We start from the raw sequence: 16,438 nt of genomic DNA on the forward strand, positions 1-16,438 counted from the left end.
CGTTATTGCTTCTTGTAATCGTCGTAGTACTTCTGCATAATTTCAAGATTTTGCTTCAGGCCGGCTTTTTCGCTTTCCTTCACGTATCTGTCCCATTCCCCTTCAACGCCGCCCTTTGTTACCCATTTCGCGAAATTCGTATTTGCCAGGTTCATAACGTTGGTATTGTTCAGGCCCATTGTGCTGTTGTCGGCGCTCGAATATTTCAGGAAGCCAGGGAACACATCGTTATCCACATCGATCTGAATCGCGTCAATCGGCTTCGATTGCTCCAGAACCTCCTGCATATCCTTGCCAAGCGTCAGCTGAAGCGAATCCGGAATATAGAACGCTCCGTTATCCGCCATCGTGGACGTCCATTTCCATGTGCCGGGATCCATCTTGGAATCGGCCGGCGGCAGTACGCTGTAGCTTCCGTCGCCGTTATCTTTAATGTTAGGCCCAAGGGATCCGAACAGAACCTGCATGCCCATATCCGGTGCGTACAGCTCGTTAATAAACCGCATTACCGCGTCTTTGTTTTTCGATTTGGCCGACACGACAAGCTGATTAACCCCATAGTTCAAGGAGTTGTAGTCATAGCTCCACGAAACATTGCTGTCTGGCGTTGCCTTAAGCGGCGACATCGAGGTATACTGCGGCGCAAGCTGCTCGCCAAAGCGGTCGGAAGCAACCCAGCCCATGGTAAAGCCAACCTTCGCCGTATCCCCTTCGCCGCGGGCAACGGACTGGTATTTCGTATAATCATGCGTGAATACTTCCGGATTAATCAGACCGGCTTTATAAAGCTTGTTCAGGAAAACAACCAGCTGTTTGTAGCGATCATCCACCAGATAGTTCTTCACGACGCCGTCTTCCACAAAATATCCCTGCGGGCTGCCGTCGGTCAGCGTCATGCCTTCTCCGCCGAGGAGATAAGCCGCATTGAAATAACCGCCGATTCCGCCCGGCCAATCCATTGGAATCTCGTCGTTTGGATCTCCGTTGCCGTTTGCGTCCTTTTCTTTAAACGCAACGAGCACATCGTACAGCTCATCCCAAGTTGTTGGCATTTGGAGGCCCAGGTTATCCAGCCATGTCTGGTTAATGTATTGGCGTGTAGCCGTGGACGGCCAGTAGCGCTGATATTTCGGAAGGCCGTAAATTTTGCCGTCCGGCTGCTCGGCGATTTTCTTCGTCTCCGGCTTCGCATCAAACATAGCCTGAACGTTGGGCAGCTTATCCAGCATGCCCGACAGATCCTGGAACAGCCCTTGGAACTGCGCCATATCCGCATCCGTAATGACGTTAGGACCGATAAAGAGATCCGGTACATCCCCGCTTGCCAGCATCGTTCCCTTTTTCTGATCCCAGTCGGCCGTAATTTCCTGCCATTCAATCTCAACGCCGGCCTTCTCCTCCACCTGCTGCAGCCATTCCATGTCCTTAAGAGGTTTCGTCAGAGGATGTTTGGTCATAATCGCCGTAAGCTTTACTTTCTTTCCGCTATTGCCGCCGCTGCCGGCGGAGCTGTCTGCCGTAGGACTGCTTCCGGTACTGCTTCCGCCATTGTTCCCGCCCGAATTCGAGTTGCTGCACGCTGACATAATGGTCGTTGCAGCAAGCATGACGGTAATGATGCTGACTACTTTCTTCCGCATGTAATTGCCCCCTCAATTCAATTAATTAGATGGCAGCCGAATCGGAACTCGATACGCTGCACCGAGGCGTCTTCGCCCGGTACATCCACACTAATCGGTATGGCGATAAGCCGTATACGGACAGTTTTCGAAAGGTTGGCATTTTTTGAAAGCGTTTAACTCAGGTTACTGAAAACGCTTCATTTTCCGCGCTTTCAATTAATGTGGATGTTCAAAAAATGCCGCTTGCCATGCGCAGAAGGCTGTTACGTGGCAAGAAGCGAGGCCGTGTTGGTTCTAGGGAAACAACAAAGCCTGCCGAACGATTCGGCAGGCTTGCCCGCGATGTATGTGCAGCATTTTAGGAAATGAGCTTATGCGTCTCCCGGTATTGCCCGGGTGTCGTGCCTACGACTTTTTTGAAGCAGCGGATAAAGCTTGACGTATTAGAGAAGCCCGTCTGCTGGGCAACGCCGTCCAAGGTCTGGCTCGTCGTCCTTAGCAGCTGAATAGAGGTTTGAATGCGGAATAAATCGATGTATTCTTTAAAATTCTGGCCCATTGTTTTCTTGAAATGATGGCTGAAGTTGGACGGCGACATGGCAAAATGGTCCGCAATCAGCTGAAGGGAGAAATCGGGGTTTAAACCCCTTTGTTCGATAAAGCGCGTAACCTCATCCTGGGAAGCATTCCGGACAGGCGGCAAGGTGCTCTGGATCATGAGGCATAACCGCTCGCAGCTGTCCCGGATTATATTGGCCATCTGTTCAACGGTATACCGGAACTGGTAAGCCGTATCCGTAAGCCGAAGCAGGACATCGTCCTCCGGGCTAAATCTCTGCAGCCCGTTAAGCAAAGCGCTAACCGTATTAATGTAAACGCTTCGAACCATATGCGGCGGCATTCCGGCGCTGCTCATTTGGGAGACAATACGGTCCGTAATGGAACGGACCGCTCCGGAATCATTTTTCAAAATAGCCAGCTCCAGCGATTGCAGCAGCTCCGCGTAATAGGAAACGGAGCCGGATTTGGGCGCTTCCAGCTCATCGAAGACGATAACCGGACTGCCCCCGCGCAGTTGAAGATGCTCCGTTGCCCGAACCGCTTGCAGGTAGGCAACATGAATAGCTTCCGCCCGGTCAGGCTTGCTTGAGGTTCCTATGCCGATATAGACCTTCGCACCTGTCTGCTCTTCCAGTTCCCTCCCGGTATCCGCAAGAAACCGTTTAATCGCAAAGCCTGCCTCATGAGAGCAGACGTATATCATTTCGTGACTGTAGATGCTCTTCAGAAAATACCCGGTGCTTTCGCTTGGCTGCGAGGCCTCGATTGCTCTTAAGTACTCCGCTGCCCGGCAATCCGTCCCTTCATCGCTCTTCGGAGACTCGATGGACAAGACGGCAACGGCAATCGCTTCATGCGGGAATGTAATGCCGTATGCATCCGCCTGCCGCATAAAGCCTTCGTCATTGCCCGCTTTCCCGCTTACGAGTTCCAGCAGCATATGATCCCGGAGCACCGGCATCGTCTGCTTCACTCTTGCATCAAGGGAGCTGTTCACCGATACCAGCTCTCCAAGGGCAAAGCGGATCATCTCGAATTCATTCATGGGCTTCCTTCCGCCGGGCTCGAACAGATTGGAGGCAAAATCCACAATCCGCTTGATCGGCTGATAGTTCCGGCGGATAGCCACATAGATAATGAGAAATTCAAGCAGCAGCATCATGCCAATCAGGAGAACCGTATTACGCTGGATCGTCTGAATACCCCGCAGCATCTCGGTTACCGGAAGTACGCTGACATATTGCCATCCGTTCTTATCCGAAACGGTATGCGAGATAATATAGGAGCTGCCGCCTTTCTCGTAAAAGCCTGCTCCCTTGCCGCTCTTATCAAGACCGGTCAGGAAGTTCTGCACTTCGTTCGTAGGAATATACGAGCCTTTGCTGGATGTGAGCAGAGGACGGCCCTCTCCGTCCAAAATAAAGAAATCTCCGCTGTACATGTCCGACATCGAGTTCAGCATCCGGATAATCGTATCCTCGCGGACCATAATAAGCACCGCTCCCGGTGTTTCGTAACCGCCTATCGGAAGCGGCAGGGCAAAAGTAAGCATGCGGACATGATTGCTGCCCGGAATAATGACATCCTCTACCGGCCGCACTAACGTCCCCTTCAAATTGTTCAATTCGTTAAACATATCAGGCCAGTCTTTATAGTAATAGCCGATGCCCGGTTTCCCGAAGTCGCCCACATTGTAAGCGCTTCCTGTTTTGGCGAATAAATAACCCATGCTTTCTATATAAAGCAGGGTGTTGTCGATAAAGCCGTCTGTGGCATTATATTTCCGCATTTCGTTTGCAATTTGCACGCGCTGGTAATCAATATCTTCGGCGTTGTACAATTTGATTTCCCGATTTTTCAGCAGCTCGAACGGCAAATTGTATACGTAACGGGTAAACGTATCCATCGATGTCCTTACCTGCTCCGTAAGATGCGTATTCCAGTCCATCTCCTTCTGTTTGACAACCGCCGTCGAATGCGGATAGTAGTAGACCAGAATAATAAGCAGCGGGAACAGCAGCACCAGAAAGTAGGAAACGAGATGTTGGATCAGCAGATTCATACGGCTTCTTTTCATCGGAATGCCACCTTTCGCCCTTGCCAAACTCAAAGGATGGGAAAAGTCTCAATAACTGCTTTATTATACCACCCCGGCCAAAAGCAGACTACAGTCCTAAACAGCAATTGAGAGAAATCATACGATCCCGTACGGAATAAGAAAGGATTAATTTGGAAAAATAAAGGAATGGTCGAGATTTCATCCAATTGAATGACGAGGTTACGATGAATAAAATTACAGTCTATCAGTTGTTCGCAATCACCTTTATTTTTCAAATAGGCACTACGATTATTTTCGGCTTTGGCGGTCAGGCTGGCAAGGATGCATGGATTGGAGTATTGCTATCCAGCTTCCTGGGCGTATTTGTGGTTCTAGTCTACACGGTCTTAATGCGATTGAATCCGGGGCTGACCCTAGTCCAATGGTTTCCCGCGCAATTTGGACGCTGGATCGGAACTCCGATCGCATTTCTATACCCCCTTTTGTTTATATATATTGCTGGACGGATTACTGCAGATATCAGGGACATGGTTTCAACAACCTTATTATTTAACACGCCGCTTATCATCATCTCAGGGGTGTTTGTCTTTATTATTGCCTATTGCGTATATGGGGGAATAACGCGAGTATCCCGGCTGGGGGAAATGTTTCTCCCCATCGTGCTGCTCTTGTTTTCGATTGAAGTCATTCTTCTAATCAGCTCAAACGTTATGCATTACCATAACTTGCTCCCTGTTTTAGAAAAAGGTTGGGGACCCGTCTGGAAAACCGTTTATCCGCCCGGCATCACTCAATCGTATGGAGAATCCATTATCCTTGCGATGTTCTGGACGGAGACCAAAGAGCCTAATAAAGTCATGAAAATTACGATTCTCACGACTTTAATGTCGGGAATCATGGTAACCATCTTCGATTTGATGGCTGTGCTTGTTTTTGGAGATATGTTTTCAGGTTTCCTGTACCCTCTTTACACCCTGCTTAGTTTGATAAGCATCGGCAAATTCATTGAAAACTTACAAATGTTTGGCGTGCTTTATTTATTAATGACGGCCCTGTTAAAGGGCGTTATTGAAATGTACGCAGCGGTGAGAGGGATTCAACAATTAACGAATATGAAGAGCTACCGCGCGCTTGTCATCCCCTCCTGCGCCGTTGCACTTTTTCTTGGAATGACGATGTCCAAAAACATAGCCGAGCACATTTATCGCCATCACTTCGAAATATTGGTCCCTTATGTTTGGGTGCCTTTATTCTTAATCTTGCCAACGATTCTTCTCCTTGTTACTTGGCTTCGTCGGCAATTGGCGAAATGAATCTTTTCATTTCTTAACCTCGTCTGACTTTAATTGCAATGCGGGTCCCGTTACCCCTATCCGTCTAACCGTAATGTTCGCTTTAACAGAAACTTCGGCTTCGCGGAACTCTTTTTCCCAGTCATTGCTTACCGATTTCCATAATGCCAAATTCTTTCTTTTGACCGTATCGCTGAATCCGAATATATCTGCTCCGTACTCTTTCTGAACTTTGGAAATCGTCCGCGATACGGTTTCTTCAATGCGTCTGTCCAATGCGTTTTGAACCAGGCTAATATTATTAGTCCGTGTCAGATCCAGCCTGGTGTTATTTTCACGGATTGCTCCATTCGCTGTTAACGTAACAAGAAATTTCAGCTTGCCGTTCTGGACGGTCGGCTGAATTTTGCTATGCAATTTAAAGAGAATAATACTGACATTGCCTTCTTCATCAGGTATGGTTGCAGGAACCGTCAGCTTATTTAAATTTGCGGTTACCCAACGCATTGCCCGGCCTTCCTCAATATTCAGAAAACCAACCAATTTCAAATCTTTATTAAAAATACCTGTTCCTGTAATTTGAAATCCTTCCGGATTGGACGACATATTCTGATTTGATTGATTATCTGACTTAGAATCCATCCCAATTGCAACTGCGGGTATGGCTGGACAAGCTCCTTCACTGGTTGCAGCATGCAAAAAGTTCAATAGCCCCATTTCAACGGGTGTCCCTATTTGATCGTATTCTCCTAAAACCCCAAGTGCAGAAATGTTTTCTAAAGGGTATGTTGTTTTCAGAAATTCGTTTGCGGTGGCTCCCTTGACAATAAATATATCGGTACGCAGCTTAAGGTTGGGATCACGGGTGTAGGTATCGAATACATCCTTAATTCCTCGTCTAGCCATGGATTCACCAATCACAATGACCCGCCGGTGACCGCGGAACACAAGCCTGGAAAGCTTGGCCTGCATCTGCTGTACCGCCGCCAGCGTATTCATGCCATCGCCCGAGACGACGAAAAACGGCTTGTCCTTGCCCCCTCCGACTTTACCGTCCTGCCCGCCGTCTATTCTGGCGGGAATGATCACCTGAGCACTGATCATGACGCCCTTGTCCGGGGATTTGTCGATCCCCCACCCAAGTTCAACCGCAATCTCATTCACTTCCGAATTATCCCAACAGCCAGATACTAATGCAAGAGAGAGAAACAGAAAAAACAAGCTGGTCTTATGTAACTTATTCATTCGTCTTCATTTCCTCGCTTTGAACTTGGTTGCTGGCCTTTGGGGATCCGAGTTTTATTTGCCCCGGCTATTAAAGCCGGACGCCGGGTCATACTCCACCTGGGCGCGCGTATAAATACATCCCTCAGGCTTTGAGGTAATTTCGGAATTACCGGGCTCAAATACGGAACTCCAAACGACCGCAGGCCAAGAAGATGTATCATTAAAAGAAATAGACCGCTAATTATCCCGTATAAGCCCAGCATACCCGCCAATATCAACATGGGGAAACGAAGAAGACGATATGCGGTCCCGAAATTATAGCGCGGGATGGCAAACGATGCGATCCCGGTCGTGGCAACAACTATAACGACAGGAGCCGATACGATGCCTGCTTGTACGGCAGCCTGCCCAATGACAAGCGCTCCCACAATGCTGACGGCCGAACCTACGGCTTTTGGCATGCGAATACCGGCTTCGCGGAGCCCCTCGAACATGAACTCCATTAACAATGCCTCGACAAACGTGGGGAATGGAACGCCTTCCCTTGAATTAGCGATGCTAATGAGCAAATTCGTAGGGATAAGCTGTTGATGGAACGTTGAGAGCGCCACGTACAATGACGGAAGCAGCAGTGCGATATTAAATAAGGAATACCTGACGAATCGAATGAAAGTCGTGTAAATGGACCGTTCGTAATAATCTTCTACTGCCTGCAAACCAGTCCAAAACGTCATCGGAGCGATTAGCACGAATGGGGTGTTATCGACAATGACTGCGACTTTCCCTTCGAGCAAGCTTGCGCATACGATATCGGGCCGCTCCGTATTTTGAATTTGCGGGAACGGAGACCAAGGCGCATCTTCAATAAATTCTTCGATAAAACCTGACTCCAGTACTCCATCCATCACAATCCGGTCGATTCTACTGCGGACTTCCTTCAGAATCGTGTTCGAAACTATCCCGTCAATATAGACAATAACAACATCGGTCTGAGAAACTTCACCAATCGTAACGGATTCCATTTTCAGCTGTGGACTCCGGATTCGTCTGCGTATTAAGCTGGTATTGGTACGCAGTGTTTCCGTAAAACCGTCCCTTGGACCACGAACGGAGATTTCGGCCGCCGGTTCTTCAATTGAGCGTTTTTCGAATCCTTTAAGATCCGCGGCAAGAGCTTTGTTCTCTCCGTCAGCCAAAAGAACGATATTCGCCTTCAGAATGCCATCGGTTATTTCCCCTAAAGTGGAAACGGTTTTAATTTGCGAGACAGCTATCAGTTTATCTTGAATCATCTGCCCCGATATAGGGGCTTCTTCATATAGGAGTGGCGCTAACACCATGTTATCCAACGTTTTGTTGTCAATCAAACCATCCGCATATACGATAAGAATTTCAGGATTGCTGCTGATTGAACGAAAAATGATATCGGAGCATTGTTGAAACGCTTCTCTAACCATTTTCTCGTTTATAGAAAGCTTTGTGCTTAATTCCACATGCTGATCGTTAGGCAATGGAGGAGCTGTCGATTCGAACCGGTCAGAGCTATGATTGCGATCTGATTGTTGTCGACTTCTTATCCGCATCAAGCTTCAATCCCTCCTCCATACGTGAAAGCAAGCATCCAGTTGTGTAGTATATCCAATCTTTCCAAGGTTTATCGGACAGCCGGCTGCTCCCGATCGATGCCAAATAAATAGACAAGGAGCCGTTGCCATAAGGCAAACTTGCTCCTTGTCTATCAGGTATCCGCTTTACTCTTTATACCGATCATCAGTACATCAAAAGTCTCCTCGAATGTCGAGGTCAATCTATCCATAAGCTGCTCGACCGATTCTTCGGACTGCGTATACGTGGCAATGATGCCGTATAACGAGAAGAAATAGATTCTTGTATAAAGCAGAATCTGTTCTTCCTGAAGTCCATCCCTTAAACAGCCCTGAATGGCTAAGGTCAACTTACCGAATAGCTTATTCCGAGCCTTGTTAATCTCCAGCTTTGGTGCTTGTTCGTCCACTCTCTCCGACTTCATATTGAAAATCAACCCGTACATGCTGCGGTTAGTCAGACAAAATTCGATCATAGATAGACTCATCGCCTTAAGCTTATCATCCGAAGAGTTCATTTGACCGAGCAGCTCATCCATCTTGTCGATGAGATATTGAACAGGCGGCATCGAAAGCTGATGAAGAAGCGCCTCTTTATCCTTGAAATAAATATAAATGGTCGTATGCGAGCATCCTGCTTTCTTGGCGATGTCTCGCATGGTTACGTAATCGTACCCCCGGCTGCTGAATAAGTCACCCGCGGCGGCAAGGATACTCTTCTTTGTTTCCTCAGACCTTAATTCCTGCCTGGATACCACTGTCAGCCCCACCTTGTCATCTAGACTAGAGCCATTGTAACCAGCAGGCATTCGGCAGTCAAGCTGACCCGTTTATTTTGAAATTCTGGCATCCAGCCAGCCGCATAGGAGCGTGAATACAAGCATGAATACAATGAAACTCATGGCTACCGACTCCTTTTAGAATAAACTCGTTATGTCCGTTATCAATGCAAATCCAAGCATGATTCCTAGAACGACGCAAGAAGAGACCGCTACCCTTAACCGCGTGCCGCCTGCTTTCCTGAGCGATGTCCTTACGTACATGGCGAAGCCGACAACAAGGATAAGCAGCTCCAATCCGATAGACAGCCCTTCCGATCTCCACGCACCTAAACCAAGCAAAGAGAAATCCCCCCAGTTTCCGGGCAAAAGAGGCAGATCCGCACGATGCACCACTAGATCAAGCAGCCAGTGACTGAATACGACTGCACTCAAAACAAAGCCCGCTTTCCCGCCCCATAGCTTTCTTGCGAACAAGCCCGCCAACACCGCGATAATCATGGCTCCCAATAACGAGTGTGAATAATCCGCATGTATGATTCCTTTCCCGTATCCGCTGCCAAGCTGTGTGTCAATAGGTTCAATGCCCGTCAAATATAACGGAACAAACACAACGTCTAAAAGCTGTGTACCAAGCATTAATGCCCAGAGGGGTATTTCCGGTACCTTCGACCTTACGCCTGCCGCCAAGCCGAAATGTCCTGCGAACATAATATCCACGCTCCTCCACAATAAGTAACCACTGGTTATAATGTAACCACTGGTTACTTTCTTGTCAACGGCTTTAACATAAAATTAAAATGATACATCCAAAACGAAAAAGAGCTGCCTCGCGGCAGCTCTCCTTGCTAACTTGCATTAACCTTCAACGGCTACTTTCTTTGCTGCCGCGTTTGCCTGCTTCTCGTCAGAAGCTTGAGCAACTCGTTTAATAAAGAAGGTCAGAATAAGACCAACAACGCCAATTCCGACGATAACCAGATAAGCATCGTTCATCCCGCTGATTGTCGCATTCGTAATCATCTGCTGTTGATCCCCGGCAGCCCCGGAGGCCATCGCATCCTGCAGATGGGATTTGGTCTGCGTAGTCAGGATCGTAACGAGAAGCGAAGTACCAACCGCACCCGCTACTTGTCTGATCGTATTGGAAATCGCCGTACCATGCGCGTTCAGGCGGTTAGGCAATTGATTAAGACCCGCTGTCTGGACAGGCATCATCAGAAGGGCCATGCCGATTCGGCGGCCGGTGGACATCAGAACCAGATAAGTGTAGCTGGTCGTATCCGTCAGATTAATAAAGCCAAGAGTTGTCACGATAACAATAATCATACCGGCAACGGACAGCCACTTGGCGCCGAATTTATCAAACAGTCTGCCTGTAACTGGCATCAGGAAGCCCATGATAAGCGCGCCCGGGAGAAGGAGCAGACCCGATTCCATCGCGGTATAACCGCGCGCATTTTGCAGATAAAGCGGAAGCAGCATCATATCCGCATACATAATCATCGTAATCGCAATGTTGATAAACGTTGTTAAGCTGTACATATTGTATTTGAAGGCACGCAGATCAAGCAGCGGATTCTCGGAAATGAGTTGACGCCATACAAACAGCACCAGAGCGATAAAGCCGCCGATAATCGTAATAAGTACTTCCGCGCTTTCCCATCCCGCGCTGCCCGCGCGGCTGAAGCCGTACAGCATAGCGCCAAAGCCAACGGTGGATAAAATGACGCTGATAACATCAATCTTCGGATACGTACGTTCCGATACATTCGTCAGGAAAATAAATCCGCAAAGGATAACAATAAGGGCGAGCGGAATCATACCGTAGAACATCATTTCCCATTTAAAGTTCTCGAGCACCCAGCCGGCAAGTGTAGGACCAATCGCCGGCGCGAAAATAATGGCAAATCCTACCATGCCCATTGCGCCGCCCCGCTTCTCGGGTGGGAACAATGTCAATATAACGGTCATTAGAAGCGGCATAATAATACCGGCACCAGCCGCTTGAATCAAGCGTCCGATAAGCAATACGTTAAAATCCGATGCAAGCGCAGATACAATCGTACCCGCCAGGAATAAAATCATCGACGTCTGGAACAGCTCCCGCGTCGTAAATCTTTGCATCAAAAAGGCTGTAATCGGGATCAAAATACCGTTAACCAGCATGTAGCCGGTAGTCAGCCATTGGACTGTAGTCGCCGAGATGCTAAAATCCTTCATTAACTCAGGCCCTGCTACGCTCATAATCGTCTGGTTCAGCGTCGCAATAAAGGCGCCCAAAATCATAACAAATAAAATTGGCCCCTTTTTGACAGAACTGTCTGCTTGTAAACCTTTACTCAACCGCTCCATCCTTCTTTCTTGTCTCTCTAGACTAAATTTACAATGTGTCGTATAGTGAACATTGTATAAATTAAATTATAGCTCGAGCCGCCCCTTTTACAAGCGACGATTCCAGTCAAAAGTGTAAATTAGTTTACAGAAATTGATTTTATGTAGCATTTGTAAAGAAAATAATACAGTCAACACGAAATTGTAGTTTATTACTAGGACATTTATTACTAAAGAATAAGGAAGGAGACAGAGGATGGACAAAACAACAACCCGGACGGATCCGCGTATTTTGCGGACGCGCCAGCTGCTGCGGGATGCCTTTATCGATTTGCTTGAGGAAATGGATATCGAGAAAATTTCGGTTAATAAGCTTGCGGAGCGCGCTACGATCAACCGCGTCACCTTTTATCTTCATTATAAGGACATCCCGGATATGCTTGAAAAAATGGCGGATGACATGATCGTAGATATTAACCAGGTTCTGGACCGCTCGACCGTAAAATCAGACTCGCCGGAGGTGATCAATACAACAATGCTGGTAAAGCTGCTTGAGCATATCGCGGAGCATGCGAAATTTTACAAGATCATTCTGGCCTCTCACCGCACGACGATCTTTACCGAGCGATTATTGCGGCTGTTGACCAAACTGATTTCGGATGGCATCGACAAACGGGGAAATGATTCTTTCGTGGCGAAAGCCAATATTCAGAAGGATATTGCGGTATGGTACAGCTCTGCTGCCTTGATCGGCACCATTGTATCGTGGCTGCGCGCGGACATGCCTTATACCCCTGTATTTCTCGCGAAACAGTTTTTCCTGCTCCGCACGCTGCAGGACCCGAAAGATTGTCGGTAAATGAAATCGCCCTCACCCGGGGAATACTACATACAGGTGACGGCGATTTTTTGCTGATCATTTATCCTCTAGCGGCTTTGTGCTTTGTCTGACAATAAGCTCCGGCTCAAGGGAGTATACTTTTTTCACTTTTTCCTTATTCATCAGATCGCGAAGCACCCGCACCGCCGTCCGTCCAAGATTATTCGCCTGCTGCGATACGGTTGTCAGCTCGGGAATAACGTGATGCGCCAGCGGAATATCGTCGAATCCAACGATCGAGATATCCTCCGGCACGCGAAGTCCCTGCTCCACCGCCGCCTTGATCGCGCCAATTGCCGTAAAATCATTGACGCAGCATACCGCCGTCGGCCGGTCTTTCAATTGCAGTAGTGCTTCCATTTGCGTCCGTCCTGAATCAACGGAGAAGCTGTCCGGCAGAATCCAGTCTTCCCGCACGGCAAGACCGGCATCTTTCAAAGTCTTTTTATAAGCCCTAATCTTGACCGCCGTAGTTGCCATATGACTCTGCCCGCCGATAAATCCAATCTTCTTATGGCCGGTTTCAAGTAAATGTTTGACCGCCAGAACGGTGCCCGCATATTCGTCCGTTACGACTCGCGTAATGCCGGAGTCCTTCAAATTGCCGTTTACGAGCACCATCGGAATTTTCTGCGAATGCTCAACGACCTCCTGAACCAAGGCGGGGCTGCAATCCTTCAGGTTAATCCGCCCGCCCATAAACAGAATGCCGTCCACCCGCTTCTCCTGCATGATGGTCAAGAACTCCGATTCCTTGTCGTGGAGACCAATGGTATTGCAAAGGAAAAAGGTATGGCCGGATTCCCTGCCCTCCTGCTCCGCGCCTGAGAATACTTCCGGAAAAAACGGGTTCGTAATATCCGGTAAAATAACGCCAATAATTCCCGTCTCCTTCTTCAGCAGACTCCTTGCGTTTGCATTTGGCTGGAACTGATATTTTTGCATGATAGCTTCGATCTTTTCCCGCGTTGAGGCACGTACAGGAGCGGTGTCGTTAAGTACGCGCGAAACGGTTGCAACGGACACCTTGGCTTCCTTCGCTATATCGTATACGGTCACTTGCTTCATCTGATAGGTTCTCCTCTGGAACATCTAATATAGTAGAAATTATATCAAAGTTAGGTTACTAAAGAAACGGATTTAAGCAGCCGCTATCCGCCAATCTGCCTATAAATTTTTGTAGTTATGCAATCGATTACAACAACTCTAAAATAACCGCTGCCCGATATGAGTGATTCAAAAAATTGAACACATCATCCAAGCAGCGGTTACGGTTACTCATAACCTATTTATTTTGAAGCCCAAGCTAGGATTGAATAGAAATCCAACGCTTGCTGGACGCTTGATCATATAGAAGGCGTACCTTCGACGGGCTTGCGCCGTTCTCGTCAAAGAGGACAAGCTCGTTGCGATCCTTCAGCCATGCCATCGGAATTTTGTAATCCTCCTGAGGACCAACTTGCCAGTAACGGCCAAGGTCGATGCCGTTCAGCCACAACGTCCCTTTGCTCATGCCGGTTAAACGCAGCTTCAGCTTGGCGTTAACATCCGCCGGAAGCTCCGGCTTATCGAATTGCACGGTATGCCATACCGGAACGCCGGTGTCTCCCGCATACGGCTTACGGTTAAGCTTCTGGACATCGGCGATGCGCCATTCGTTTAACTCGTTCTTCGAGGAAGACACGAGCAGCTCCAGACGCTGCAGCGGCGATTTTACGTAAGCCATCTCGATAACGTTAGAGCCTTCCTGAATGTAATCCGAGATATCCAGCGTGTGATGCAGGAACCAGTCCTGATAGCCTTCCAGCTTGACTTCCTTGCCGTTAATGCTAAGGCGTCCGCTGATTGCGCCTACCAGAACCGCGCGGTCAAAACCGGCTTCCACGGTAAAGGCTCTGCTGATCACACTGCCACCCGCAATAGAATTGACTTCATTCAGATGGACCGTTGCGTCTTCATGCTTCCAGCCGCCTAACAGGTCAACGGATTGCCCGTCCGCATAGACCGCTCCGGCAATCCCCTTCACTTCGCCCAAATAAGGCGAGAAATTGAGACGGCCCATATTTTGCACCAGAATTTGCAGTTGGTTCTTGCTGTTAGGCGTAAGCTGCACTTCAACCGCCGCTGCTCCAACCTTTTGCACAAGCGCCTGCTGCTTGCCGTTTACGTACACTCTGGCCGTATCCTCCAGCCTCGAGATTACTAGATTCGTTGCGCTCTCATTGCCGGCATCGATATCGCATTCATAAAGCAAATGGCCATAAGGCTGACCAAGCTCAGAGAAGGCTTTCGGCTGCGAGGCTCCCTGGCCTTGCGCCGCAGACAGCTCGCAGGCTTCGGAGCTCCAGCCTTCAAGGGCAGGCGCTTGCAAATACACATACGGCGCAAGCTGTCCGCCGGGAAGAGCTCCCAAACCGCCCAGGTGAATCGGCTCCGCGCCGCTATCCTGAAGAGCAGCCCGGAACGTACCGTCTGCCAGCAGGTCGAAGTCGGCGTAGCCAATCGCCCAGCTTGCTCCGCTCTTGCCGGCAATCCGCCAAGCCCGGTCCGCGCTGTCTTTGTTGATGACCACAATACGATAAGGCTTGCCGCCAACGGTCAGTTGAACGAACTGCGCCTCCTGGAAGTGGCAAAGATCAAAAGCAACTCTCGTGTCGCCATCCATCCGTTGTCTTCTGACACCGTCATCCTGAACCAGAATCGGCTGATCGGATTCCAGTTCAATATACGAACGCTGTCCGTTCTCCGCATAGACAATAAGCGTATGTTGACCATCGATCCGCTCATTGGCAATCAGATACGTATTGCAGGTCAAATAAACGCCCGGTTCAAGCTGGAGTCTATCGATTACGGGAACAACGGCATGAGGCCCAACCGTAACCGGAATAGTCCGGCCGTCCGGCAGCGTCATGCTAGTTGTTTCCCGCTCATCCTTCGAACTCTCCACAAACCAGATCCGCTCATTGCCTTTCTCGCGAACCCGTGCCGAAAAACCTTGCGGAAGTGCTGCCAGCGCTGCAGCGCCTTCAACCGCGTTCAACAGGACGCTTTCCGTTGCTTGCACAAAGTAAGACATCCGTTTGGCGGTATTATATTTATCCGTCACGCGCCCGTATTCGCTAAGCGGTGCATCATAGTCGTAAGAGGTCACCATAAAAATATCGCTGGCGCCAACCGTACGGCCGCCGTAGCCGCCAAAGTTGGTACCGCCAAAGAACATGTAATGGCTGACACCGGTAAAACCGGCGCGCAGCGATTCCAGCATTCTTTTCTCATACAGGGCTGCCGTCTTCTGCGTTGCCGCCGGCGCTCCCCAATGCTCGAACCAGCCGGTCCAGAACTCGGTTACGATCTTTGGCGTATCCGGCTGCTTCTGAACCAGATTGTTATAATGATGATCCGCTCCCGACCAGAAGTTCGCGCCTTCAACCGTGCCTTCCGCGCCGCCGACGCAAGTGATCAGCGGTACCATTACGCCCCGGTCCAGCATGACGTCTCTTAGATGAAGCATATAATCGCGCGCAACCTCGTCGCTTGCCAGATAGCCGTATTCATTCTCCACCTGCACAAGAATTACCGAACCTCCGGCGTTAATCTCGCGATCCCGGATAATCGGAATAATTCGGTCCATGTAGCGGTCCACATAGGTCAGATACTGCATATCGAAGGCCCGGAATTTCATATCCTTCTTGGTATTCAACCAGTAAGGGAATCCGCCAAAATCCCATTCCGCGCAAATAAACGGACCCGGACGGGCAATGACCCACAGGCCCAATTCATGGCAAAGATCAAGAAACGCGCCGCAGTCGTTATCGCCTTCGAAGTTCCACTCTCCTTCTTCCGGCTCGTGAACATTCCACGCAAAATAAGTATCGACGCAATTCATGCCGGCCAGCTTCGCCTTCACAAGCACCTCGCGCCATTCTTCCTTCGGCATCCGGAAATAATGAATGGCCGCGCTGTTCAGGAACACTTGCTCTCCGTTAATGTTGTAGCTGAATGCGTTATATTGAACGGCCGTATTTTTATGCGGCAGTCCATTTGTTTGTACGATTGTTTCCTGCATCTGAAGTGCTCCTC

The 16,438-nt window shown here is 49.0% G+C and carries 11 protein-coding genes; 2 read left to right on the plus strand and 9 right to left on the minus strand.

What is annotated here, in order from left to right; translation table 11 throughout:
- Window positions 1–2: 2 nt before the first annotated feature.
- Window positions 3–1,640, minus strand: coding sequence for an ABC transporter substrate-binding protein (locus tag PJDR2_RS20710; RefSeq protein WP_015845677.1), 1,638 nt, complete (start codon window positions 1,638–1,640; stop codon window positions 3–5).
- 340 nt (window positions 1,641–1,980) lie between these two features.
- A complete protein-coding gene (locus PJDR2_RS20715; RefSeq protein WP_015845679.1) occupies window positions 1,981–4,260 on the minus strand; it encodes a helix-turn-helix domain-containing protein in 2,280 nt (759 codons plus the stop codon).
- 206 nt (window positions 4,261–4,466) lie between these two features.
- Here PJDR2_RS20715 and PJDR2_RS20720 point away from each other — a divergent pair, with 206 nt between their 5' ends.
- Window positions 4,467–5,555, plus strand: a complete 1,089-nt coding sequence (locus tag PJDR2_RS20720; RefSeq protein ID WP_015845680.1) for a GerAB/ArcD/ProY family transporter — start codon at window positions 4,467–4,469, stop codon at window positions 5,553–5,555.
- Window positions 5,556–5,561: 6 nt separating this feature from the next.
- Here the strand turns inward: PJDR2_RS20720 and PJDR2_RS20725 are convergent, their stop codons facing one another.
- From PJDR2_RS20725 to PJDR2_RS20745, 5 genes are all read right to left on the minus strand, one after another.
- Window positions 5,562–6,779, minus strand: coding sequence for a Ger(x)C family spore germination protein (locus PJDR2_RS20725; protein ID WP_015845681.1), 1,218 nt, complete (start codon window positions 6,777–6,779; stop codon window positions 5,562–5,564).
- Complete coding sequence (locus PJDR2_RS20730) at window positions 6,776–8,344, minus strand: spore germination protein (RefSeq protein ID WP_015845682.1); 1,569 nt, start codon at window positions 8,342–8,344, stop codon at window positions 6,776–6,778. Before PJDR2_RS20730 ends, PJDR2_RS20725 begins: the two co-directional genes overlap by 4 nt.
- 155 nt (window positions 8,345–8,499) lie before the next feature.
- Window positions 8,500–9,123: a TetR/AcrR family transcriptional regulator gene (locus tag PJDR2_RS20735; protein ID WP_015845683.1), complete on the minus strand. Its 624-nt coding sequence runs from the start codon at window positions 9,121–9,123 to the stop codon at window positions 8,500–8,502.
- 159 nt (window positions 9,124–9,282) lie between these two features.
- Window positions 9,283–9,855 carry a hypothetical protein gene (locus PJDR2_RS20740; RefSeq protein WP_015845684.1) on the minus strand — a complete coding sequence of 191 codons (573 nt, stop codon included), beginning with the start codon at window positions 9,853–9,855 and terminating at the stop codon, window positions 9,283–9,285.
- Between the two features lie 147 nt (window positions 9,856–10,002).
- On the minus strand, window positions 10,003–11,433 hold the full coding sequence (locus tag PJDR2_RS20745) for a DHA2 family efflux MFS transporter permease subunit (protein ID WP_265525198.1): 1,431 nt from the start codon (window positions 11,431–11,433) through the stop codon (window positions 10,003–10,005).
- A gap of 301 nt (window positions 11,434–11,734) precedes the next feature.
- Here PJDR2_RS20745 and PJDR2_RS20750 point away from each other — a divergent pair, with 301 nt between their 5' ends.
- The gene (locus PJDR2_RS20750; protein WP_015845686.1) at window positions 11,735–12,337 is read left to right on the plus strand and encodes a TetR/AcrR family transcriptional regulator; all 603 of its coding nucleotides are present in this window, start codon (window positions 11,735–11,737) and stop codon (window positions 12,335–12,337) included.
- Between the two features lie 57 nt (window positions 12,338–12,394).
- Here the strand turns inward: PJDR2_RS20750 and PJDR2_RS20755 are convergent, their stop codons facing one another.
- Both PJDR2_RS20755 and PJDR2_RS20760 read right to left on the minus strand, forming a co-directional pair.
- Window positions 12,395–13,426, minus strand: a complete 1,032-nt coding sequence (locus PJDR2_RS20755; RefSeq protein WP_015845687.1) for a LacI family DNA-binding transcriptional regulator — start codon at window positions 13,424–13,426, stop codon at window positions 12,395–12,397.
- A 238-nt stretch (window positions 13,427–13,664) separates the two neighbouring features.
- Window positions 13,665–16,424: a beta-galactosidase gene (locus tag PJDR2_RS20760; protein WP_015845688.1), complete on the minus strand. Its 2,760-nt coding sequence runs from the start codon at window positions 16,422–16,424 to the stop codon at window positions 13,665–13,667.
- Between the last annotated feature and the right edge of the window lie 14 nt (window positions 16,425–16,438).

The organism is Paenibacillus sp. JDR-2 (assembly GCF_000023585.1).
In the GTDB taxonomy this organism is placed as follows: Bacteria; Bacillota; Bacilli; order Paenibacillales; family Paenibacillaceae; genus Pristimantibacillus.